Source organism: Citrobacter koseri ATCC BAA-895, from assembly GCF_000018045.1.
Taxonomy (GTDB): Bacteria; Pseudomonadota; Gammaproteobacteria; order Enterobacterales; family Enterobacteriaceae; genus Citrobacter_B; species Citrobacter_B koseri.
In genome coordinates, this window is sequence record NC_009792.1 from 904,293 (window position 1) to 928,960 (window position 24,668).

A 24,668-nucleotide genomic window follows, 5' to 3' on the forward strand; every position below is an offset into this window, starting at 1 on the left:
AATCAGTTTGCTTCGCGCTATATCCGCCGCTGACGACGGCGAACAGGGCGAGGTCGTTTTGTTTTCTCCACCGTGGCGACGCCGGCCAGATAATCGGCCAGGGCAGCAGGAGAAGGGTGGGTGAAGAGGTCAAGCAACGTCAGGGTGGAAAATTCGTGACGTTGTAACAAAACGTGCAGTTGCACCAGATTCAGCGACGTTGCGCCCGCCTCAAAGAAGTTTTCTGCGGGCGTGACAGACTCGCCAACCACCTCGCGGAAGGCGTCGCAAATCAGGCTGACGGTGCTCTCGTCCGCCGCAATGTGTGGCTGAGATTGCTCAGGGCATACGCGCGGTGAGCGCTCTGCGCATTGCCCTGCGTGTTTAACGGGAGGCACCAGCGCGGCGAGCGGCAGTTGCCAGCCGCTTTCATCCTCGGCCATTCGGTTTAGCAATGCGCAATACTGTTCAAACTGGCGCTCCACCTGCCCGGCAGGAAACAGCGCGGCGACAAAATCCCAGTTAAAGCGCAGTTCGCCTTCGGATTCATAAATCTGGTGATCGAGCCAGACCTGCGGCGTCTGGGAGATGCCCCAGACCGGTTTGAGCAGATTACGCCGGGCGAGGAAGTTATCCTGCTCAAAGCCCAGCGCGCTGGTAAAGACGACGGGCATCGGAACGGCAGGCACGTTTTGCTGTTGCGCCAGTTGACGCATCACGCGGATGGCTGACACACACATCGCGGTGGTTGAGGTTCTGGCTCAGCCGCTGCTGTAGTGACTGCGCGCTGTGCAGCCAGCTTTCGCCGGGATGCCAGCTCAGCAGCATCAGCGAGGTGAAATCGCCCAGAATCTGGTTGATTTGCGGGTGCAGCGGTCGCCTGTCGAAAAGCGTAAGGTTAAGCGTGAACTCAGGCTGTGCACTCCATGCAGAGAGAACCGTTGACCACACCGACAACAGTACGGCCGACGGGGTGAGATGGGCGTCAGCCGCCCGTTTTTTCAGCCGATGCCAGCGCGTGCTGTCCAGCGCGCCGTTCAGGCGGGCGAAGCGCGGTGTTTCAACCTCCTGAGGCAAGCAGCGCAGCGGCAACGCAGGCGCCGGAGGAATATCATCAAGCTGCGCCTGCCACCATGCCAGAGAATCTGGATTGGGCGACTGTAGCGAGGGTTGTTGCAGATAATCCCTGAAGGTGACGGGCAGCGGCGGAAGCAGCTGTTGCGGGTAGCGGTAGCCGTGCTCCAGCTCCGCCAGCAGGATCTGCATGCTCAGACCGTCAAGCAACAGGTTATCCAGACACAGCCACAGGCGGGCAGGCATCCCGTCCACGTATCCGACCTGGAGATCGAATACCGGCCACACTTCGGGGTTGAGTACCTGATGCGCCAGTTTTTCGCGCACCCGCAACGCCTCTTCAGGCGTATGGAGGGTGTGTGCGGGTATCACCCAGGGGGGCGTCTGTTCGAGCACCTGTTGCTGTCCATCACGCACGATGGCGCGCAGCATATCGTGGCGGGCGATTAATCGGTTCCAGACCGTCTCCAGCCGGGTGAGGTCCAGATCGGCAATTTCAAATTCAACAAAGAAATGTGAGCCGACGCCGCCCAGGGCAAAGCCCGGCTGACGCCCCACCAGGTAAGCCTGCTGCACGTCGGTAAGCGCAAAGGGCTGGTAGCGATCTTCAGGGGAGTGGACGAATGGTTGTTCGACCGGGACGTCGGTTTTCCGCAGCGTGGCGGCAAAATCCGCCAGCCGGGGATGATTAAACAGGTCGCTTAATTGCGCTTCATAACCTGCCTGATGAAGTTGCCCGGTCAGACGGGTCGCCAGCAGGCTATCGCCGCCTTGCTGGAAGAAGTCGGTTTCTCTGGTGACATTGCCAGTTGATAAGAGTTGCTGCCAGAGGGCGGCAACCTGTTTTTCAATGTCGCCCTGGGGTAAATCCGCTTCGGCCGGGTTTTCCGCTTCAGGGGTATGACGACGCTTCAGCGCCTGGTAGTCAATTTTCCCATTAGCCGTCAGCGGTAAGGCGTCGAGGAAGACGATCCGTTGCGGCACCATCCACCCCGGCAGACGTCCAGCGAGGGCGGCCTGAAGTTGACGGGGATCGCGGCGCACCTGCCTGTCAGGACATTGTACGAGGAAGCGTTGTAACCCCGCGACCTCATCGCCATGCTGACAGTTGAAGGCGGCCGCGCTAAATAATGCCGCCCAGTCGGCGCTGTTATGCAGCAAGGCCTCCGGCTGCCCATTGGTTAACAGGAGCGTGCTGAGCAGGGCGGACGGCGTTAACTGGCGAAACTCCATCACGTAGAGCAGCGCGCCGGGAACGGCAAGCTGTTGTAATGTCGCAAGGAGCCCGGGATCTTCCGGCAGCAGACGATGCAGGGCGTTATTAAGCCAGATAATGTCCGCCGAGTGAGCGTGCGCCGCCAGCGTGTCTGCATTCCAGAGGGACAGACGGGCGCCAGGCCAGGGGGCGAGCCTCTGCCGGGCGCTCAGCAGCATCTCCTGGCTCTGCTCAAGCCCGACATACTCAATCTGTCCGGCGTTGAGCTGTGCTAACAGCGATTCTGCGGCGCGGCCAGTGCGGGTTCCCACCTCAAGCAGGCGTATCGGGCGCTGTAAGCGCTGTGCAAGCTGTTGGCAAATTGTCGCCAGTTCCTGAATATACGGGGCGCTGGCCGGATGGTTAAAGGCCAGGCTTTCCGGCGACCACTGCGCGTCGTTCAGTAACGACAGTTCGTTACGGGCACCGCGAAGAATTTGCGATAACGTTAAATCATGTCCGCTGAAGTGCGGGTGCTCATCCTCGCGTTCTTCACCAGCGCAGACCTGATAACCTTCAGCAGCGGGCTTCAGTCGCCGTTGTGTCACCAGAAATGCTAACCAGCGTTCCACCACGGCCTGCCAGCGCGGCTGGATAGCGAGTGAGTTCATCAGGGGGAGAGGATCGGCGCCAGCGGTGTGACCCGGCTTCAGTTTTAGCAGGCGATGCTGAAGGAAATCGGCTACCTGTTCTGCGGAGATCTCTGGCGAGATGGCGCAACAGGGCAACGTTCCCGCAAGCGTGTGCCACGCCTGCGGCAGTGCCGGGTTCCGATGATCGGTAATGCAAAAAGCCTCGCCTTGAGGAACAACGTATGCCGCCAGCGTTTTTTCTTTTTCGCCGATCGCCAGAACGGTTGCTTGTTTCACCCCCGCCAGCTGGCTGAGCGCGCTTTCGATTTCGCCCAGCTCGATGCGATATCCTCCGACTTTGACCTGCTTGTCGCGACGACCGAGGAACTCGATTGTGCCATCTGGCCAGTAGCAGCCGAGATCGCCGGTGCGATACCAGCGCTCGTCCGGGAGCGTCAAAAATTGCTGCTCGCTACGCAGGGGATCGTTGAAATAGCCTTCCGCGACCCCAATGCCGCCAATCCATAATTCACCCGGCACCCAGTCAGGGCAGTCCCGGCCCTGTTCATCCACCACCCGGTAGCGTTGGTTGGTTAGCGGAAAACCGTAAGGGATGGAACGCCAGTGGGCGGGGACGTCGTGAATTTCGCAGGCGTTAGACCAGATAGACGCCTCGGTGGCGCCGCCCATCGCGATAAATTGTCCTTGTGGCCGGAAGGCCCGATAACGGGCGGGGAGGTCAAGCCCGATCCAGTCGCCGGAAAGCATCACTGCGCGCAGGTTTTCCGGCGTGGCGTCGGCGAAACCTTCACACCAGGTCAGCAGCATATCGAACAGCGCCGGGACGCTGTTCCAGAGCGTGACCTGATGGCGCTGGATCAGCTCACACCATGCGTGAGGATCGCGCCGTTGATTTTCCATCACCATCACCAGCGCGCCGCCCGCGCGCAGTACGCCAAAAATGTCGTAAACCGATAAATCAAAATGTAGGGCGGAGAGGGCCAGCACCCTGTCATGCGGGCCAACCTGATAGCGGGTATTGATATCGCAACAGGTGTTAAGCGCTCCCCGGTGAGAAATGACTACCCCTTTCGGCGTACCGGTAGAGCCGGAGGTGTAGATAATGTAGGCCGGTTGCGTGGGGGCGCGTACTACCGGGTTGGCGATCGGCTCCGCCTCAATGGCCTGCTGCCAGGCAAGGACGGGAATATCGTCTGACCCGGCGCTGGCGTCGTGCTGACAAATGAGCACCAGCCGGACGCTGGCGTCAGCGTAGATTTTCTCGCGCCGTGCGGCAGGCTGATCCAGCGAAACCGGAACGTAAACCGCCCCGGCCAGCAGGACGGCCAGAACCGCAACAAGTTGTCCTGCGCCTTTCGACATCGTGATAGCCACATTATCGCCGGGCTGAACCCCGCACTCGATTAACCTGCCCGCGCAACGGCGGGCATAGTCTGTCAGCTCATGATAATTCCACTGATAACGCATGTCCGTTACCGCCAGCGCCTGCGGCTGTTGCAGAGCGATACGGAAAATGCCTTCATGCAGCAAGCCTTCGGGAATGGGGGCGCCGGTGGCGTTGACCCGTTCGCGTATCGCGCGCTGGCTGGCGGGCATCATATCTGCGAACGGCTTTTGCCAGGCGCTTTCGTCATCGCAGAGTTGGTTAATCAACTGGCAGTAGGCGTCGAACAATGTTTCGACTAACGCCGGAGGGAACAGCGCGTCGTTGCTGTCCCATTGTAGCCAGACCTCGCCGTGATGCTCGAACGCCAGATGATCTATCCAGACCTGCGGCGTTTGCGAGATGCCCCATTCCGGCTCGCCCAACGGCGATTCTGCGCGGCTGCTGTAGAGAGAACGCCCCAGATTGCTGGTAAATACCACCGGGGCGCCGTGGGGGTAGCGCTGCTGGCGTTTGAGTTCACGGAGTAATTCGACGCCGGACCAGTGGCGATGCTCCCAGTCCTCCGTAAACGTGAGCTGGTTTTTACGCGCCAGGTTGCTGACGGTATCGCCATCGCAGGCGGTATCCAGCAGAAGAATATTGGTGAAGTCGGCAAGCATCGCGCCAACCGCCGGGTGCAGCGGCTGGCGGTCGAATAAGGTGATGTTAAGCAGCAGACGCGTCAGGCCGCCCCAGCGAGCCAGCACGGCAGAAAAACAGGTCGCCAGCGCCATTGTCGGCGTCACGCCATACTCGCCGGCCCGGTTGCTAAAGGCGTGCCAGCGTGTTGCCGGGACAATCATGCGGCGTCGGGTATTACGGACTTCACGTAGCGTGGCGGGTTCGCAGGCCAGCGGCAAGACGGGCGCGGGGGGAAGCGTCGATGCTTTCGCCAGCCAGTAAGCGCGCGCGTCGTCTCTCAGTGGTTGATTGATCTTCTGCTGGTGCAGCAAATACGAGCGGAAATCATAGCGGGTGTCGATAGCCGGCAGCGATTCTCCGGCCAGCAGGGCGTTAAGCTCATCGAAGAAAAGCGTAAAGCTGGAGGCATCCATAATCAGCAGGTCAATATTGACATGGAGGCGGTGGTGATTGTCCGGCAAGAGCGTCAGCTGAAAATCAAACGTTTCGCCGATTTCCACGCGTAAAAGACGGTGGCTCAGGCGCTGGCGCAGTGCGTCCAGATAGGCCTGGCGGCTTTCAGCGTCGTTATGGCGTAAATCATGAACGGTGACGCCGTTCCAGTAAGGTTGCGGTAGCCAGACCTGCTGCCCGTCGGGGCGAAAGGCGATATGCAGCATTGGGTGGCGTTGCAGCAAGGTCGTGATGGCCTGCTCCAACTGCGACGCCGTCAGACAATGGCCTTCAAACTCCTGATACAGGTGGCAACCCACGCCGCCAAGCTTCTGCCCCGGCATGCGGCCCGTCAGGTAGGCGTGCTGTACTGGCGTCAATGGGAAGGGGGTACTTTCGGTCATGTTCGGCCAGGATGATTCGTCGGGCGGCGTTTCTTCTTCCGCGTTCTCAGGCGACCGGCTGAGCATTAACTGGTTCCATGCCGCCAGCGTGGGGGCGGCATACAGCTCGCGAAGGGTAAGGCGGTAGCCATTTTTACGAAACCAGTGTAACCATCTCATCAATCTTATGGAATCCAGGCCGGCCTGGATCAGGTTGCTCTCTTCATGTAACTGCTGCGGCGTTAAATTCAGTTCCTGTATGAGCCGCTCGCGTAATTGTTGGTAATCAGCCGCGTGGCGGTTGTCCGGTAACAGCGAATCCTGAGATGGTGCGCCAGAAATCATTCTTCCTCCTGATGGCACGTCTTACCGAAAAGCATTGCTCATATGAGAATAATAATTATTAACAATTGGATGCTACCCGAAACGGGTTTATTTATGCCCCTTTCGGGTTGGTAACAGGCGGAAAGAACAGAGGCCCGGATGGGGTATCCGGGCCTCTGTCAGGGAGGAGTTTAGGGGGGCGCGACCCCGGTTACATCACGCGTTTAAAGGTCGAAGGGGTTACGCCAAACTGTTTCTGGAAGGCGGCAGAGAAATGGCTGGCGTTGGCATAGCCCAGATCGGCCGCCACCGTCATGACGGAGGTATTGCCGTTGGCCAGGCGTCTTCTGGCTTCCTGCATTCGTTCAGCCTGAAACAGGCCATAGACGCTGTTGTTGAACAGAACGCGGAAGCCTCGCTTAATTTTGAGAACGCTCAGACCGGACTCTCTGGCCAGCTCCGCGACGCCCGGCGCTTGCGTCAGATCAGCCAGCAGCAGATCCTTCGCCCGCAGCAGTTTCTGGCGTTCCATCGGGTTGAAGTGGCAGGAGAGGCAACTGGCGTCTTCGCGATGTTCATCCAGCACCAGACTGAGCATGACCAGACTTTGCCCCTGCAACCATAGCGTCGACGGCTTTTGTTCATGACTGAAGCCGCCGTGCATGCGCATCAGCGCGTGACGCAAGGCCTGAGCCGTTAAGTGGGTTTCAGCATTACAACGCTGCTGCTGGCAACAGCAGTGGGAGTCGATCTTATTCTTAATGACCGCGCTAATATCCGGCACCCACAGCGCGAGGGTTTCAGGGCTGAAGGAGAGGGTAATGCTCTCGAATCGGCCACAATAGGAGGCGCTGCCGCGACAGTCTGGCGTATGGGTAATGTAATGGCGATTGCGCGCAAGCTCCCAGTCGGTGTGGCGCCGGAGTCCCTGAATCGCAAAGCGCGAAGTGCCTTCCAGGATGTACGAGAAGTTAATCCTGCCCAGATCGTCGTGTAGCTGCAACGTCTCAGGCCGCGCAAAATGGCCCCTCCAGAGCAAAATATCCATACCTTCCTGCAACGAACAGCGCAGCAGTTCACACTGAGCAGGAATATTGCCATCGTTTGCAGGTTTCCCGACCACCAACTGGTGAATAGAGATTTCAGATTGCGTTTGCGGTGACTCCGTCATGACCTGGTTATCTCCCTGTGGCTTAGACCAATGCGGGTATAAATAGAACCGAATGGGGTAGATGAGTTATTGATAATGGTTATTATTCACATTAATTCTCAGAACGCCACCCTGAATTGTCGTTTTTGGCGTCCGTAAAAATTCATCAGGAAATTCAGTTACTCCCATGTCATCTCAATCATCCAATACTGAATCGCTGTCCCGATTTCCTCTCTGGCAGGTGATTACACCGGTTCGCAGGAAGGTTATTTTAGCTATGGCGCTGGCGGGGCTGGCGGCATTAACCAGCCTGGGGGCGCTCCTTTTTCTGGCGTGGAGCCTGCGTGACATTCGCGCGACGCCTGACGCTATTCCGGCCTGGCCGCTGGGCGGCGTGATCGGCTGCGTGGTCTTAACTTTTGTTCTGCGCTTACAGGCGTTCAACACCTCTCATTACGCGGCTTTTCATCTGGAGAACATTCTGCGCAGCAGGTTAGCCCGTAAAGCATTGCAGCTTCCGCCTGGCGTGTTACAGCAAATGGGCAGCGGGTCAGTGGCGAAAGTGATGCTGGATGACGTGAAGTCGTTACATATTTTTGTGGCCGACAGCACGCCGCTCTATGCCCGCGCGATCATCATGCCGCTGGCGACAATCGTTATCTTGTTCTGGCTGGACTGGCGGCTGGCAATCGCGACGCTGGGGGTACTGGCGTTTGGATCGGTTGTTCTCGTGCTCGCCCGCCAGCGTTCGGAAGATATGGCTCAGCGTTATCATAAGGCGCGCGAGCAGGTCAGCGCGGCGGTGATTGAGTTCGTGCAGGCCATGCCCGTGGTGAGAACGTTTGATAGCGGCAGCACCAGTTTTTTGCGCTATCAACGCGCCCTTGAAGAGTGGGTCGATGTGCTCAAAACCTGGTATCGCAAAGCCGGTTTTTCAGCGCGTTTTTCCTTCTCGATTCTGAATCCTCTCCCGACCCTGTTTGTCCTGATCTGGTCGGGATACGGCCTGCTGCACTATGGCAGTTTCGATTTTATCGCGTGGGTGGCCGTTTTACTGCTGGGCAGCGGAATGGCCGAAGCCGTAATGCCAATGATGATGCTCAATAACCTGGTCGCGCAAACGCGTTTAAGCATTCAGCGTATTTATCAGGTTCTCGCGATGCCGGAGTTATCGCTGCCGCAGTCTGACCAGCAGCCGCAAGAGGCGAGCATTACCTTTGAGCAGGTGAGCTTTCATTATCCGCAAGCGCGTACTGGCGCCGCGTTGCAGGAGGTGAGCTTTCATGTGCCTGCCGGGCAAATTGTGGCGCTGGTCGGGCCAAGCGGCGCCGGAAAAAGCACCGTGGCGCGCTTGCTGCTGCGTTACGCCGACCCGGACAAAGGCCATATCCGTATTGGAGGCGTGGATCTGCGTGATATGCAGACGGACACCCTGATGAAGCAACTCTCGTTTGTGTTTCAGGACAACTTCCTTTTTGCCGACACGATAGCCAATAACATTCGTCTGGGCGCGCCGGATACGCCGCTGGAGGCGGTAATAGCGGCGGCCAGAGTGGCGCAGGCCCATGATTTTATTAGCGCTCTGCCAGAAGGTTACAACACACGAGTCGGGGAACGTGGGGTATTTCTCTCCGGCGGCCAGCGGCAGCGCATTACTATCGCCCGGGCGCTTTTGCAGGATCGCCCCATCCTGGTGCTCGATGAGGCGACGGCGTTTGCTGACCCGGAAAACGAAGCGGCGCTTATCAAGGCGCTCGCGGCGGCCATGCGTGGCCGGACGGTCATCATGGTCGCGCATCGTCTCTCAATGGTGACTCAGGCCGATGTGATATTGCTGTTTTCCGACGGACAGCTCAGGGAAATGGGGAACCATACGCAACTGTTGGCGCAGGGCGGCCTGTATCAACGGCTCTGGCAACACTATCAGCAGGCGCAGCATTGGGTGCCGGGTGGAACACAGGAAGAGGTGGTGGAAAATGAAAGACAATAATCCTGCGGATAACCTGGCCTGGCGCGTCAACTGGCGCCAGCTTATCTCCAGCGTTGGCAGTCAGGCCAGGATGCTGCGACGCAGTATGCTGGCGCTGTTGCTGGCGGCATTCATGCAGGGGATCGCCTTTGCCTGTCTTTATCCGATCATTGATGCGCTGTTACGGGGAGACGCGCCGCAACTTCTTAACTGGGCTATGGCCTTCAGCGTCGCCGCAATTGTGACGCTGGTGCTACGCTGGTATGGCCTGGGCTTTGAATACCGTGGTCATCTGGCGCAGGCCACCCATGAGTTGCGCCTGCGACTTGGCGAGCAGTTACGCCGCGTGCCGCTGGAGAAGCTCCAGCGCGGCAGGGCGGGTGAAATGAACGCCTTGCTGCTGGGCAGCGTGGATGAAAACCTCAATTATGTTATTGCGATAGCCAATATTTTGCTGCTCACCATTGTCACGCCGCTGACGGCGTCGCTGGCGACATTGTGGATAGACTGGCGGCTGGGGCTGGTGATGTTGCTGATCTTCCCTCTGCTGGTGCCGTTTTATTACTGGCGCCGCCCGGCGATGCGGCGACAAATGCAGACGCTGGGGGAAGCGCACCAGCGTCTGAGCGGCGATATCGTTGAATTTGCTCAGGGGATGATGGTATTGCGCACCTGCGGCAGCGATGCCGATAAAAGCCGGGCGCTGCTGGCGCATTTCAATGCGCTGGAAAACTTACAGACCCGCACTCACCGTCAGGGCGCTGGCGCGACGATGCTGATCGCCAGCGTCGTGGAGTTGGGCCTACAGGTGGTGGTGTTATCCGGGATCGTCTGGGTAGTGACGGGCACTCTGAACCTCGCCTTTTTGATTGCCGCCGTCGCGATGATTATGCGCTTCGCAGAACCGATGGCGATGTTTATCAGCTACACCTCGGTTGTGGAACTGATCGCCAGCGCCCTGCAACGGATTGAGCAGTTTATGGCGATAGCACCGCTTCCCGTCGCAGAGCAAAGCGAGATGCCGGAACGTTACGATATCCGCTTTGACAACGTCAGCTATCGCTACGAAGAAGGCGACGGCCACGCGCTTAATCATGTTTCTTTGACGTTCCCGGCAGCCAGTATGAGCGCGCTGGTGGGTGCCTCCGGCGCAGGCAAAACTACGGTCACCAAACTGTTAATGCGCTATGCCGATCCGCAGCAAGGGCAGATTTCTATTGGCGGCGTCGATATTCGCCGCCTGACGCCGGAACAGCTCAATAGCCTGATTTCTGTTGTTTTCCAGGATGTCTGGCTGTTTGATGACACGCTGCTGGCGAATATCCGTATCGCGCGCCCACAGGCGACGCGGCAGGAGGTAGAAGAGGCCGCCCGCGCGGCGCAGTGCCTTGAGTTTATTTCCCGTCTTCCGCAAGGCTGGCTGACGCCAATGGGAGAGATGGGCGGCCAGCTATCGGGCGGCGAGCGCCAGCGGATTTCCATTGCCAGAGCGTTATTGAAAAACGCGCCGGTCGTCATTCTCGATGAACCGACTGCCGCGCTGGATATTGAAAGCGAGCTGGCGGTGCAAAAAGCGATCGATAACCTGGTTCACAACCGGACGGTGATTATCATCGCTCACCGTTTATCCACCATCGCCGGGGCCGGAAACATTCTGGTGATAGAAGAGGGACAGGTGGTTGAGCAGGGTACTCATGCGCAATTGCTCTCACATCATGGACGTTATCAGGCGCTGTGGCAGGCGCAAATGGCCGCGCGCGTGTGGCGCGACGACGGGGTTTCCGCGTCTGGAGAGTGGGTGCATGAGTGATGTTCAGTCGAATGTGAAACCGCTGACGTTGACGACCGGGCGGGTGATTTTTGCTATTGCCGGCGTCTATGTGACGCAGAGTCTGGTATCGGCGCTGTCTATGCAGTCCTTACCCGCGCTGGTGCGCGCTGCTGGCGGATCGCTGGCGCTTGCCGGTGCGACAACCCTGTTCATGCTGCCCTGGGCGCTGAAGTTTATTTGGGCGCCGTGGATCGAACGCTGGCGGCTTCCGCCCGGTAGCCAGGAACGCCGTTCGCGGATGTTAATCCTGCGTGGTCAGGTCGCGCTAGCGGCGATCCTGATGATTGCCGCAGCGATTGGCTGGTTTGGGCGAGAAGGAGGATTTCCCGATACGCAAATCGTCGCGTTATTTGTTCTGTTTATGGTGGCAGGCACGGTCGCTTCCACCATTGATATCGCCAGCGACGGCTTTTGCGTCGATCAACTGACTCGCGCGGGTTACGGCTGGGGAAACAGCGTGCAGGTCGGCGGCAGCTATCTGGGAATGATGTGCGGCGGCGGGGTGTTCCTGATGTTGTCGGCAGCATCCGGCTGGCCTGTCGCCATGCTGATGATGGCGATGCTGATTATGGCGCTGTCATTCCCGCTGTGGCGCATTACGGAGCCGACGCGAACAGCGCCTATCCCGCATGTTCCGGCGTTAGGTTATGCGCTAAGGAGGAAGCAGGCGCGCCTGGGCTTACTGCTGGTATTAATGCTGAATTCAGGCATGCGGTTTGTGCTGCCTCTTCTGGCGCCGCTGTTGTTGGATCATGGGTTGAGCATGTCTGCGTTGGGCGCGCTGTTCAGCGGCGGCAATATTGCAGCGGGCATAGCAGGAACGCTGGCCGGCGGATTACTGATGAAATACACCTCACCCGGCAGAGCGCTGTTGACGGCTTATGGCGTCCAGGGGATCGCGCTGCTGGCGGTGGTGATGACGTTCATGATGGCGCCGGGTCATCTGTTGCTGCCGATTCTCCAGTGTCTGGTCATTGTCCAGTCCATTTCGCTGGCCTGCGCGCTGGTCTGTCTTTACGCCACGCTGATGTCGCTTTCATCGCCTTTGCAGGCCGGTGTCGACTTCACCCTCTTTCAATGTACTGACGCGGCAATCGCCATCCTGGCTGGTGTTATCGGCGGCGTTGTTGCTCAACATTTTGGCTATGCGGCCTGCTTCCTGTTTGCCGGGGTATTCACGTTGCTGGCGGCGTGGGTTGCTTATATCCGGCTGCATTCGGCAAGAGAACTGATGACAAGCGCAATTGATTGATCCGGGAATAACACAGAGAGGTAAGGGATGAAAATCAGTGAATTTTTACACCTGGCGTTACCAGAGGAACAATGGCTGCCGACGATTTCTGGCGTTTTACGCCAGTTCGCAGAAGAAGAGTGTTATGTCTATGAGCGTCAACCCTGTTGGTATTTAGGCAAAGGGTGCCAGGCACGGTTGCACATTAATGCCGATGGAACGCAGGCGACATTTATTGATGATGCCGGGGAGCAAAAATGGGCGGTGGATTCCATTGCCGACTGCGCGCGTCGTTTTATGGCGCATCCTCAGGTGAAAGGACGTCGGGTATATGGACAGGTCGGGTTCAACTTTGCGGCGCATGCGCGGGGGATTGCCTTTAACGCCGGGGAGTGGCCGCTGCTGACGTTAACCGTTCCCCGTGAAGAACTTATTTTTGAAAAGGGAAATGTCACCGTTTATGCGGACTCCGCCGACGGGTGCCGACGTCTGTGCGAGTGGGTAAAAGAGGCCGGTACAACGACGCAGAACGCACCACTGGCGGTGGATACCGCCCTCAATGGTGAGGCGTATAAACAACAGGTTGTACGCGCCGTTGCGGAGATCCGCCGTGGCGAGTATGTCAAAGTGATTGTCTCGCGCGCCATTCCCCTGCCATCGCGGATTGATATGCCTGCCACGCTGTTATACGGTCGGCAGGCAAACACGCCTGTGCGCTCGTTTATGTTCCGTCAGGAAGGACGCGAAGCGCTGGGCTTTAGCCCGGAACTGGTGATGTCAGTGACGGGCAATAAAGTGGTCACTGAACCGCTTGCGGGCACCCGCGATCGCATGGGAAACCCGGAGCATAATAAGGCGAAAGAGGCAGAACTGCTGCACGACAGTAAAGAGGTGCTTGAGCATATCCTTTCTGTCAAAGAAGCTATTGCTGAACTGGAGGCCGTTTGCCAGCCGGGCAGCGTGGTGGTTGAAGATTTAATGTCGGTTCGCCAGCGCGGCAGCGTTCAGCATCTGGGGTCTGGCGTGAGCGGTCAGCTTGCGGAAAACAAGGATGCCTGGGATGCGTTTACTGTATTGTTTCCGTCGATTACCGCCTCAGGCATCCCTAAAAACGCTGCTCTGAACGCGATTATGCAAATTGAGAATACGCCGCGAGAGCTTTATTCCGGCGCAATTCTGCTGCTGGACGATACGCGCTTCGATGCGGCGCTGGTCCTGCGTTCCGTATTTCAGGACAGCCAGCGCAGCTGGATACAGGCGGGGGCGGGAATCATCGCGCAATCTACGCCGGAACGCGAACTGACGGAAACCCGGGAGAAATTAGCGAGCATTGCGCCCTATTTAATGGTGTAGGAGTAACTGTTTTCTAACCTCACAACCAGACTGTCCAAAGACAATTGAGTCGCTCTTTGATTCCTCTGTGACTCTATTGTCTTCTTTTTGGATAAAATAGGTGTTTTTCGTCATGAAGTTGATAAAAGTCTATATAGAACCACCTCCTGTAGAGGTGGTGGTAATTTGCCAGAGTGTGGGATTCGTTAGTATACTATGGGATAAACTTATTTTTACCAATTGTATAAGGCGGTGCATAAGATTCTCGGCATGCTTCCAGATAATCCGACCACCACTGCATCATCGCTTTGCGGGCTTCTAGGTGCTCTGCCTTATGAATATAAGCCATGCGCACGGTATTGCGCTCCTGATGACTCATCTGGCGTTCTACTGCGTCCTTTGCCCATAAACCCGATTCCATCAGCGCACTGCATGCCATTGCCCGGAAGCCGTGACCGCAGATATCCTTTTTCGTGTCGTAACCCATCACCCGCAGTGCCTTATTGACCGTGTTTTCACACATTGGCTTATACGGGTTATGGTCGCCGGGGAAGATCAGTTCATTATTACCGGTGATATCCTTAATCTGTTTCAGAATGGCGATGGACTGTTCTGAGAGGGGGACGATATGCGGCATTCGCATTTTTGCCCCGCGGCCGGAATAACGCACGCCAATAATGGGTTCTCGCGTCGCGGGTATCGTCCAGACTCGGTTTGTGAAATCAATCTCTGACCAGCGGGCGAAACGCAGTTCACTGGAGCGAATGAACACATGCAGCATCAGCAGAACGGCATGCCGGGTCAGTTCACGGCCCTGATGATATGCCCCAATACGTTCAAGCAGTTCAGGCAGCCGCTCCAGCGGCAGGGCAGGATAGTGCCGTCTGACAGGAGGTGTGGTCACGCCGCCAAGGTTTGCTGCAGGGTTCGTATCGATTAACTCCTGATGGACCGCATGGCGCATTATGTTACTCAGGTGCTGCCGTGTGCGGGACGCAACCTCCAGCAGACCTTTTTCCTCGATCCCTTTCAGCAGGTCAATGAAATGACGGGGTTTAAGTTCTGATACAGGTAGGTTCCCGATGACCGGAAAGATGTGATTGTTCAGGCTGGCAAGCAGACGGTCGGCGGTGTTCTGCGACCATTTCCTGTTACTTTTATGCCACGCCAGCGCCACGTTTTTAAAAACTTTCTCCGGTGTTCGTGAGCCACGTTCAGCAGCCCGCTGCTGTACCGGGTTGATATTCAGCGCCAGCATTTTACGGATACCTTCACGTTGCTGTCGCGCATCAGACAGGGAGATGGCTGGATAGGCACCCAGCGCAATGCGGGATTCTTTACCGCTAATACGGTATTTGAGATACCAGTGGCGGGAGCCACCCGGCTTGACCAGCAGATACAGACCGTGGGAATCGGAGACTTTAAAGGGTTTATCAGAAGGCTTGAGGGTGCGGATTTTTGCGTCGGTAAGGGACATATGGGGGTCACTCCATTATCGAACTAACCTGACCCCAGATTTGACCACCAATTTTTCCCGATGCGTAGGGTAAAATCAAAATGCACCGGGAAGAGTTTTCACACTAACCTGTTGAATCAACATCAGATAAGGATTCGCAAGGAAGCATGAAAACAGAAAATTGGCTCCTCTGACTGGCACAGACGCCCGACCTGGTATTGCTTGATGAACCCACCAATCATCTCGATCCTCCCGGGCGCGAGGAACTACTTTCCCTTGTAAAAACCAAGGGAATTACCGTCGTGGCGGTATTGCACGATCTGACACTGACAGAATCATTTGCTGACCGTGTTCTCCTCTTGTCGCAGGGGCAATCAGTGATCTGTGACACACCGGAGAGGGTATTGGTATCAGAATACCTTTATCCCATCTTTGGCTTGACCAGTTTTACCGTACCGCATCCCCATACAGGAAAGGCGTTGCGTATTTTTGAAGTTCCGCATTGTGCATAAATTACTTTCTGAGAGTCAGTGATGAAAAAATTGTTTATATCCCTGCTGGCGGTACTGTCTGCCTCAGTAGCCAGTGCTGCTGATTTTCCTGTTACTATTGAAAGTTGTGGGACTCCTGTCACATTCGCCGGTCCGCCGAAAAGGGCTGTTATCAACGACCTTAATATGTCAGAAATGGCGTTTGCACTGCATTTACAGGATCGTATTGTTGGGCTGACTGGTATTAGTGGCTGGTACAAAATGACGCCGGAATTTAAAAAGGCGATGGGCTCGATCCCAGAACTGGCACCCAAATATCCCACTCTGGAAACATTGCTGGCAGCCGAACCTGATTTCTTTTTCGCTGGCTGGAACTATGGGATGAAGGTGGGTGGCGAAGTGACGCCGGATACGCTAAGCAAATATGGCATCAAGACTTTTGTTCTGAGTGAAAGCTGTGTGTTCACCACTGCGCACAAAAATAAAGCCACCATGGATCTGCTGTATAACGATGTCCTCACGCTGGGTAAGATTTTTGGCAAGCGCAATGACGCACAGTCCCTGGTCAGCGGCTGGAAAAAGAGGTTGAATGAACTGCCGAAGCCAGCGGCAGGTACCCGTCCTTTAAAGGTGTTCGTCTACGACTCAGGCGAGGATAAACCGTTTACCAGTGGTAAATATGCGATGCCTACGGCCATAATTGAGGCGGCTGGTGGTAAAAATGTAATGGAGGCGGTGGATACCAGTTGGGGAACGACTTCCTGGGAAAGCGTGGCCGCTACTGAGCCGGACTTCATTATTTTGTTGGATTACCAGACGGGCAGCGGTGCGGATGCACTGCGTCATTTTCTTGAGAATCATCCGTTAATGAAACTGACTCCGGCTGTTCAGCATCATCGATACCTGAAATTACAATATGCTGAACTGACACCGGGGCCTGCCAACGTTGATGCGGTGGAAAAACTCGCGCGGGCGATGTACCCGTCAACGGCGAAGTGATGCTCATGTCGTACCGTTATCACTGGGCGATGTGGGGAGCCATGGTAGTGCTGATTGGGTTGATGTTATTCAGTATTACCAGAGGGACAGTTTCACTGTCGCTAATGTAGGTGCTGGGAGCACTGAAGCTGGTGGATGAGCCGGTATCTGCCATGGTCAGCAGAATTGTGACGGATTTACGCGTACCGAGGATGTTGCTCTCTGTGCTGACAGGGGCGGGACTGGCAATGGTAGGGGCGTTGTTACAAACTACCACCCGTAACGATCTGGCCGATCCTTTTTTGTTCGGGCTATCCTCCGGCGCGTCAGCGGGGGCGGTGCTGGTGATCACCCGTTTTGGTGATCGACTTGGTGTATTAACGCTCCCCGTATCGGCGTTTGTTGGTGGTGTGTGTTCCGCCATAGCAGTAATGCTGTTGTTTCATTTTAAAAAGCAACGCGGAGCTGAGCATCTAATTCTCTGCGGTCTTGCCATCTCTTTTTTGTTCGGGGCGCTGACCAGTTATTTCATTTTTTCGGGCGATCAGCGAGCTGCCAGCTCTGTGCTGTTCTGGTCACTGGGTGGTCTGGGATTAGCCACCTGGAATAATTTGCCTTTCGCAGTGTTCAGCCTGGTGTTGCTGTTTGCTTTTGTCCTGTTACGGTGGCGCTCTCTGGATGGTGTGCTGGCAGGAGAACAGACAGCGTTGTCGCTGGGGATTAACGTGAGTCGTCTGCGCATCGAGATTTTTCTTTGTTGCGCACTGGCAACATCGTTGATGGTGGCATTAACCGGCGTGATTGGATTTGTTGGCTTAATGGTGCCTCATCTGTGTCGGCATTTTGCAGGAGTTAAGCATCTGTTGTTGTTACCTTTGTGTGGCGTCTGGGGTGCAATATTACTGTGTGGCGGCGATATAGTCAGCCGGACGATACTGGCACCGCAGGAACTACCAATTGGCATTATTACGGCGGGCATTGGAGGGTTGTTTATTATCATGTTACTCGCACGAAATTCGTCCAGAAATACGGCCTGTTAAGCACATATAAGACAGAAAAATAAGGCTCTGATGTCTTTTATTCATTCTGAAGGTTGAGGTTGTTGACGCCAATTATGAAAGCAACCGACAATCCTTGTTGACGGTTATATTTATTATAGAGTCAGGTAATAGTGTGATGGCTTTTAGATATTTTAAAATTTATTTATCGCCTGACTCGATTTCAATGATTATTCGTATTGGTGATTTAACCCTTTCCTCGACAATCAGGGCAAATTACTTTAACTTCAATATCTTTTTTTTGTACAGCACAACCATAATCTATTGCTTTTTTCTCAATGTAAGTATGAATGAGGTGGTCAGTATGTTGGATTATTGTTCCGCAGTTTGAGCAAATCAAAAAAATAGTCACAACATCAGAGGATAAATTATTTTTTTTGATAAATTTGCTACAGCATTCTATTTTTACGATAATCCCTGCCTGTTGCAAATAATCCAGAGAACGATAAACCGTAGCCGGTTTTGCATTCGGATTATATTTCTTCATTAATTCCAGTATCTGGTATGCGCTAATGCCTTTTTCTTTAGCATGACTGACGAAATTATAAACTCTCTCCCGGAGCGGTGTGATTCGTATTTTCTTACTCTCAATCAGCTCTCTCCGCCCGGAACAATCCGTAGACGATAATGCAGTGTCCCTTGTACTTAGAGAATATGGGCTATTACTCACCGGGCCTCCTGTAATTTTCAAGCGATGTTATCTTTTCTTGTCCTGAAACGATGGAAATCTACTGATGTTTTGATCGTGCCATGTAAGGAAAGAAGAACTGGCAAATTTTATTGTTACGTTATAACATAACACATGATAAGTGAGGTGCCAATGTTTCTCTTACTGGAAAAAGCCCATGCAGGTGCAGTTTTTAAACTTGAAGATATCCTGGCATCAATACCCTGGGATTCTCATGGATTGATCGCTGCGATTGCACAGCAATATGACACTGGAGAGGTGTTGATGCTTGCCTGGATGAATCAACAGGCTCTTGATGAAACCTTATTGACTGGCAGAGCCTGTTACTGGTCGCGATCCCGATCATGCCTTTGACGAAAAGGTGAGACCTCCGGCTGCGTTCAGCAAGTACATGATATCCGTCTGGATTGTGACGGAGATGCGGTACTACTGCTTGTGGATCAAAAAGGTGGAGCCTGCCACACAGGTCGGCGGAGTTGTTTTTACAACGCCATTAAAGGCGATGAGCTAACCGTGCTCAACGATCCTGGTTAATCCGAACACAACGAATATCTGAGGAGATGTAAGGTAATGTCCGAAGTCAGTGCAAATTTTCATGGCGATAAACGCCTGCCGGTTACCGTACTTTCGGGATTTTTGGGAGCAGGGAAAACGACACTGCTTAACCATATTCTGAACAACCGGGAAGGCCGTCGTGTTGCTGTCATTGTTAATGATATGTCTGAGGTGAATATTGATGCTGCCCTTGTGAGGGAAGGTGGTGCAGAACTCTCCCGGACTGATGAAAAACTGGTAGAAATGAGCAACGGTTGCATTTGCTGCACATTGCGCGAAGATCTTCTTCTCGAAGTTAATCGTCTGGCAAAAGAAGGGCGTTTTGATCAGCTTGTCATTGAGTCCACCGGTATATCTGAGCCTCTGCCTGTTGCTGAAACATTTACCTTTGCGGGCGATGACGGTGAAAGCCTTTCGACGGTGGCCCGCCTTGACACCATGGTCACTGTGGTGGATGCGTACAATTTTCTGAAAGACTACGGTTCGGAAGACAGCATTCAGTCACGCGGAGAATCGTTAGGTGAAGGTGATGAAAGGAGCGTTGTTGACTTGCTGATCGATCAGATTGAATTCTGTGATGTGCTGGTCCTTAATAAAGTTGACCTTATCAGTGAAGCGCAAAAAGAAAAACTGATGGCGATTTTACGTTCGCTTAATCCACGGGCCAGAATCGTTGTTTCACAGTTTGGACAGGTTCCGCTGGGCAACATACTTAATACCGGGCTGTTTGATTTCGAGCAGGCCGCTCAGGCACCCGGCTGGCTTAAAGAACTCCGGGGCGAACATACGCCGGAGACAGAAGAATATGGGATCACCAGCTTTGTCTTTCGCGCCCGCCGGCCTTTTCATCCGACCCGTTTCTGGCAGGTGATGGAAAATGAGCTGGATGGAGTCGTCAGATCAAAAGGTTACTTCTGGCTGGCCAGCCGTCCGGAATTCGCAGGTTCATGGTCGCAGGCAGGTGGCATTGCGCGCCAGGGGCTGGGGGGCATGTGGTGGGCTAGTGTGCCGAAAGGACGTTGGCCAGAGGATGCTGAGTCACTGAAGTTCATCATGTCTAACTGGATAGATGGCATTGGTGATGCCCGTCAGGAACTCGTTTTTATTGGAATGGATATGAATGAATCAGAACTGCGCAACAGACTGGATTCCGCCCTGTTAACGGATGCAGAAATGGCAGAAGGGCCTCAAAAGTGGCGGCATTATTCCGATCCTGTTGAGCCCTGGTTCGAAGAATGAATCGAAGGCACCCGCATTTGTCGGGTGCCTTCGTATGAAAGCGAAAAGGGGGCAGATTTACAACAATTCTTCCCCAGCTTTTTTGAACCACTGTACAACACTATTCAGATGTTGTTGCCCATATAGCGAGACAAAACGTCTGGTTTCCTGATGATCTTGGGACTCAAGGACTGCCAGACGGGATGCAATAAATGCCTGCGTCAAGGGAATTCCACATTCTTCTGTGATGCACCGGTACCATTGCTGGTAAGTCTTGGGGATCATACTTATGCCTCATGAATAAATAACTGGGATATCACCAGAGCCACCACCAGAGAACTTAATACCTGTTTTCCCGCCACTGCTGCTGCAAACCGCCAGTTTATTTCCCGGGCGATGGTAAATACCGTGACAAGGCAGGCCATCAACGTAGAGGCGAGCCAGACAAGTAGCAGTAACTGAGATGTGCTGAGAGACTGTATTAAGCTGCCGCCATCCTGATTGAGCACCATCAAACCATCTTTCCTTAGCAGTGAAAAAATGATCCCGGGCATCAGTTCTGCTGGCAGTTTAAAAAGATGAAGTAAAGGTGCCGTCGTTTCACTCAGCCAGCGAGTGATCCCTGCGTAATCAAGCATCCCCGCAACAATGCAGATAATCAGGAATAACGGCATGGCTTGCGTAATGAACTGACGGAGGATATTTTTCAGCATCCATGTCACATTTCGCCAGCGTGGCCATTGTAGCCAGGTGATCTCTGTCAGACGCTGGTTTTGGCCAGGCTTCAACGACCCGTTCCAGAGGCGCGTATGTATTGCGCCTGTGAAAAACAGCAGACTGAGATAGGGGATAAAGAGCCATGGTTGATGGGCGGCATTAAAAAGAGAAAGCGTCGCCCCCGTCTGATAGCTGCAAGCGGACCCAAAGCTAATCATACTTATACAAGCATGCCGGGTGCATCGCGAACACGAACGGCTCTGAAAAACCGCCACGACATTACAGCCGAAACCGCTTAATACAGGAATAAGGTCCTGACCGCTGAGGCCGAGTTTTCTCAACCAGGGATCCAGCGTCGCTGTAATTCTTTCCTTAAGTCCACTGTCGTCAGTCAGCGAAAGAGACAACCCTATCAGTACCACCACAGGAAATGCCCATACAAACGAATAAAGTCCCAGACTAAAAAGACCGTAATTGCCGACAAATAGTGTCTTCAGAACGTCGGGCCAGCTCGTCGTTATATTCTTAAGCGGCTGAATAACCGCACTGTCAATGACAGGCTGAATAAAATCTGACAGCAGCCATGCCCCCCATACCGGAACGGCAAACAGCAGGAAAAGGCATACTATTGCAGCAACTTTTCCACACCAACGATGTTCAAATATCGTTTGTTGAGGAAATTCAGCCAGCAGATTAATTACCGGTATCTTTTGACGGGGTAAAGAGACAGCGGAGGGTGCAGGTTTATCCTGCAACAGCAACTGCACTATTCCCTGGCGAACATTGCTGCCAGCTTCCCGGGCATTGACTGCCAGTACCGGCGCACCTGATGTTTCACTCAGGTATTCAGTCACTTCCAGAAGGCCCTTTCTGATCTTATCAGCAAAGGTCAGGAGTATAACAACGTGTTTTGCCTGTGGCGGTATGAGGTGACAGAGCGTTTGCCACTCCTGCTGAGCGTGCGTGGCCCGCAGAACCACCAGAATGCCATCATGCTGATTTAGCGCATCAAGGGCGAGTTTTGTGGTTTCACTGTCGCTCTGAAAACGTATGCCTGGCGTATCAACCAGGCAGATCCCTGCATCATTAATGAGACCTTCCCGACATACAACGGTCGATCCCCTGAAATTACGCTCATCACTGGCAGCACTTTCCGTCAGGATATTAAACAGGGTAGATTTTCCTGCACTTTCTAATCCCATTAAAACGAATGATTGCATAAACACGGACCTCAGCACGCACAGTCCTCATCGGCACAGCAGTCAGGCTCTGAAGGCAGAACCCACCAGTCCCGTACTCCTTCAGAGGACAGGCCCAGATGACGCGTGATACTTTCTGCCACGACGGGAAAGCGCTGACGGAACTTATAGATAAAGCAATAAATATTACCGGCATGCCGCACATGAGGGCCGACAAGGTACAAACCAGGAAAAAGGGTTGAGCAGTCTTCGTCCGTTAAGACCGGATAGCCATCATCATTCCATTCAAAAAAAGCAGCCAGTTGCCTTGCTCCTCCGCCACACTGGAAGCCGGTAGCAAGCACAGGCACCTCGTCAGTAGCCCAGGCGCGTCCGTTTGTGGTATGGACTTTGTACGAACTTCCCGGGCCGGGCATTCTGATTACTTCACAGACATCCGCATCTTCATAAATTTCGAAAAGACGGTGATTCATCACTCTGTTCAAACGCTCACGGGTATAAGGGGAAAGCGATAGACTGGGATCGCTGATGTGGTTAGTTGACCAGGGGGCTGAGCGGGTTAACATTTTTACCGATGAGCCATTTTCCAGCAGGTTTACAGCGGCATCCACCGCGCTTTCATAGCCGCCTATAACAATGTATTCACCTTTCCTGAAATCCTTCCAGCTGGTCACATCACCGTAATGGCAACAAATATCTGCTCCAGGAAAAATCTGCCGGTCTGGGAACTGGAATTCGCCTGTAGCCCATATTAAAGAGCGTGTTTCCAGCTTCTCTCCTGCTTCTGTTATCAGTATAAAATTACCGGAACTGAGCAACGCAACCTTTGCAATCCTGGCGGGAGCCATGACGGGTATCTGATACTCATCCAGTACGGCCTTAAGGTAACTGGCATAAGTTTTCCCCCCAGGATGTTCTTCACCGCAGAAAAGCGCCAATGAACTGTCAGGGGTCACAGAGTTCAGGTCTGGTTGTCCAAACGGATTGGAAAAAAAAGAAGGAGTAATAAAACGGGTTTCTTCCGGCCAGCGCATAAAGGAGGCACCTACTTCGTGACTGTCAACGACCAGGATATCCTGTATGGCACTACGACGAAGAAGCGCCGCCATACCCACCCCGGCCGGACCCGCACCGACAATAACGACTTCGCGTGGTTGGTTCATAAAATTACCCTTTGCATTACGTTATAACATAACAATTGATATTGAAATTTTTTACATCCAGAGGGACAACTTATCGGATACGCCATGAGGTATTTTCGCCGACATCTTCAAGATCAATGCCTTGCTCCGCTAATTCATTTCTTAAACGATCGGCCTTGTCCCACTTGCCCATACGTCGTGCCTCACTGCGTTGGTGAATTAACTTTTCAATAAGTTGCAGTTCTGCAGGATGAAGATCACTGCGGTTTTTCAAAAAGGCATCCGCTGATTGTTCAAGCAAACCCAGCACATTCCCCAGGTCTTTCAGCGTGGTGGCAAGTGCTGCGGCTTCATCATCATTCGTTCCGCAAAGCCTGTTAATCTCTCTTGTCAGTTCAAATAAAATGGCAAGCGCCTGGGGTGTATTGAAATCATCATCCATTGCCTCACAGAATCTGGCCCGCCATGCATCGTGCTGTTCAGATCGAGACCCGTCAGCGAACTGGCATGCGGTGTAGAGCCGTGTCAGCGAGGCGCGCGCGAGGTGAATATTCTCCTCGCTATAATTCAGCGGCTTACGATAATGTGCGCTTAGCAGGAAGAAGCGCACACTCTGGGCATCGAACCGATTCAGAATATCGCGCAGGGTAAAAAAGTTATTCAGCGATTTCGACATCTTCTCTTTATTCACCGTCACCATGCCGGTGTGAAGCCAGTAATTTACGTAAGGGCCATCATTGGCGGAGGTGGATTGGGCAATCTCATTTTCATGATGGGGAAATATCAGGTCAGAACCACCGCCATGAATGTCGAAATGGGTACCAAGGTAATGGCAGTTCATTGCGGAACATTCAATATGCCAGCCAGGTCTCCCTTCACCCCAGGGTGATGGCCAGACGGGCTCGCCGGGTTTTGCCCGCTTCCAGAGAACAAAATCCAGCGGATCGCGTTTATACTCATTCACTTCGATGCGGGTCCCGGCACGAAGCATGGTAATATCCTGTCCCGAAAGCTTTCCATAGCCTTTTGCCGATGCAGTGGAGAACATGACGTCACCATTCTCTGCAATGTAAGCAAATTGTCGATGCAGAAGTCGTTCGATCATACTGATGATTTGTGGGATGTGCTCTGTGGGACGAGGTTCGATGTTTGGCGGCAGGATGCCTAACTTTGCAAAATCAATGTGCATTTCATGCACCATCCGCTCTGTCAGGCTGCGCCAGTCCTCTCCCGTATCACGGGCGCGCTGAATAATTTTATCATCTATATCAGTAATGTTACGCACGAAAGTCACATCGTATCCGCGAAAACGCAGATAGCGGACAATCATATCAAAAGCTACAAAGGTTCTGGCGTGCCCAAGATGGCAAAGGTCATAAACCGTCACGCCGCATACATACATGCCGATTTTGCTCTCTTTAACCGGAACTAATAGCTCCTTTTGCATACCAAGCGTGTTTGTTAGTTTAATCATTACGTTTACCTCATTATTTTTAGATAGCAGCACACGAACACGCCTGGCGCTAATTAACAGTCGTCCGGAAT

13 protein-coding genes and 3 pseudogenes are annotated in these 24,668 nt (G+C 54.0%); 9 read left to right on the top strand and 7 right to left on the bottom strand.

The genetic code is table 11. From position 1 onward, the window contains the following. Positions 1-17: 17 nt before the first annotated feature. Together irp2 and ybtA are read right to left on the bottom strand one after the other, a co-directional pair. Positions 18-6,129: pseudogene (gene irp2 / locus CKO_RS03965) on the bottom strand (yersiniabactin non-ribosomal peptide synthetase HMWP2). Positions 6,130-6,319: 190 nt separating this feature from the next. Further along, positions 6,320-7,279: a yersiniabactin transcriptional regulator YbtA gene (ybtA, locus tag CKO_RS03970; protein ID WP_012131847.1), complete on the bottom strand. Its 960-nt coding sequence runs from the start codon at positions 7,277-7,279 to the stop codon at positions 6,320-6,322. A 256-nt stretch (positions 7,280-7,535) separates the two neighbouring features. On the opposite strand from ybtA, the gene ybtP reads away from it, so the two are divergent. From ybtP to ybtS, 4 genes are read left to right on the top strand one after another with little or no spacing between them, the layout of a single operon-like run. Then, the gene (gene ybtP, locus CKO_RS03975) at positions 7,536-9,248 is read left to right on the top strand and encodes a yersiniabactin ABC transporter ATP-binding/permease protein YbtP (protein WP_001327262.1); all 1,713 of its coding nucleotides are present in this window, start codon (positions 7,536-7,538) and stop codon (positions 9,246-9,248) included. Beyond that, positions 9,235-11,037 carry a yersiniabactin ABC transporter ATP-binding/permease protein YbtQ gene (gene ybtQ, locus CKO_RS03980; RefSeq protein ID WP_012131848.1) on the top strand — a complete coding sequence of 601 codons (1,803 nt, stop codon included), beginning with the start codon at positions 9,235-9,237 and terminating at the stop codon, positions 11,035-11,037. Before ybtP ends, ybtQ begins: the two co-directional genes overlap by 14 nt. Beyond that, on the top strand, positions 11,030-12,310 hold the full coding sequence (gene ybtX / locus CKO_RS03985) for a yersiniabactin-associated zinc MFS transporter YbtX (protein WP_001286279.1): 1,281 nt from the start codon (positions 11,030-11,032) through the stop codon (positions 12,308-12,310). The genes ybtQ and ybtX overlap by 8 nt, the downstream gene beginning before the upstream one ends. 27 nt (positions 12,311-12,337) lie before the next feature. Beyond that, positions 12,338-13,642, top strand: a complete 1,305-nt coding sequence (gene ybtS / locus CKO_RS03990; RefSeq protein ID WP_012131849.1) for a yersiniabactin biosynthesis salicylate synthase Irp9/YbtS — start codon at positions 12,338-12,340, stop codon at positions 13,640-13,642. Between the two features lie 193 nt (positions 13,643-13,835). Here ybtS and CKO_RS03995 read toward each other — a convergent pair whose 3' ends face one another. Further along, entirely contained in the window at positions 13,836-15,098 is a 1,263-nt protein-coding gene (locus tag CKO_RS03995) for a tyrosine-type recombinase/integrase (RefSeq protein WP_000059622.1), read from the bottom strand. A gap of 173 nt (positions 15,099-15,271) precedes the next feature. On the opposite strand from CKO_RS03995, the pseudogene CKO_RS23565 reads away from it, so the two are divergent. The 3 genes and pseudogenes from CKO_RS23565 to CKO_RS04005 form a co-directional block, all read left to right on the top strand. After that, positions 15,272-15,589: pseudogene (locus CKO_RS23565) on the top strand (ATP-binding cassette domain-containing protein); the annotation flags it as partial. A gap of 21 nt (positions 15,590-15,610) precedes the next feature. Next, positions 15,611-16,567, top strand: coding sequence for an ABC transporter substrate-binding protein (locus CKO_RS04000; RefSeq protein WP_000732537.1), 957 nt, complete (start codon positions 15,611-15,613; stop codon positions 16,565-16,567). A gap of 110 nt (positions 16,568-16,677) precedes the next feature. Continuing rightward, a complete protein-coding gene (locus CKO_RS04005) occupies positions 16,678-17,586 on the top strand; it encodes a FecCD family ABC transporter permease (RefSeq protein WP_012131851.1) in 909 nt (302 codons plus the stop codon). 205 nt (positions 17,587-17,791) lie between these two features. Here the strand turns inward: CKO_RS04005 and CKO_RS22225 are convergent, their stop codons facing one another. Further along, positions 17,792-18,274 (bottom strand): Fur family transcriptional regulator, encoded by a 483-nt coding sequence (locus tag CKO_RS22225; protein ID WP_021575198.1) that lies wholly within the window; start codon positions 18,272-18,274, stop codon positions 17,792-17,794. A 150-nt stretch (positions 18,275-18,424) separates the two neighbouring features. Here CKO_RS22225 and hisI point away from each other — a divergent pair. Then, positions 18,425-18,826 (top strand): annotated as a pseudogene (gene hisI / locus CKO_RS23715) (phosphoribosyl-AMP cyclohydrolase). A 36-nt stretch (positions 18,827-18,862) separates the two neighbouring features. Next, positions 18,863-20,086, top strand: coding sequence for a zinc metallochaperone GTPase ZigA (gene zigA / locus CKO_RS04015; protein WP_000005768.1), 1,224 nt, complete (start codon positions 18,863-18,865; stop codon positions 20,084-20,086). Positions 20,087-20,352: 266 nt separating this feature from the next. On the opposite strand, the gene CKO_RS04025 is transcribed toward zigA, so the two are convergent. The 3 genes from CKO_RS04025 to cysS all read right to left on the bottom strand — a co-directional run bounded on the left by CKO_RS04025 (position 20,353) and on the right by cysS (position 24,597). After that, positions 20,353-22,002 (bottom strand): nucleoside recognition domain-containing protein, encoded by a 1,650-nt coding sequence (locus CKO_RS04025; RefSeq protein ID WP_012131854.1) that lies wholly within the window; start codon positions 22,000-22,002, stop codon positions 20,353-20,355. Between the two features lie 11 nt (positions 22,003-22,013). Beyond that, the gene (locus CKO_RS04030) at positions 22,014-23,144 is read right to left on the bottom strand and encodes an NAD(P)/FAD-dependent oxidoreductase (protein ID WP_001075587.1); all 1,131 of its coding nucleotides are present in this window, start codon (positions 23,142-23,144) and stop codon (positions 22,014-22,016) included. A 70-nt stretch (positions 23,145-23,214) separates the two neighbouring features. Beyond that, positions 23,215-24,597 (bottom strand): cysteine--tRNA ligase, encoded by a 1,383-nt coding sequence (gene cysS, locus CKO_RS04035; RefSeq protein WP_004175365.1) that lies wholly within the window; start codon positions 24,595-24,597, stop codon positions 23,215-23,217. Positions 24,598-24,668 lie beyond the last annotated feature (71 nt).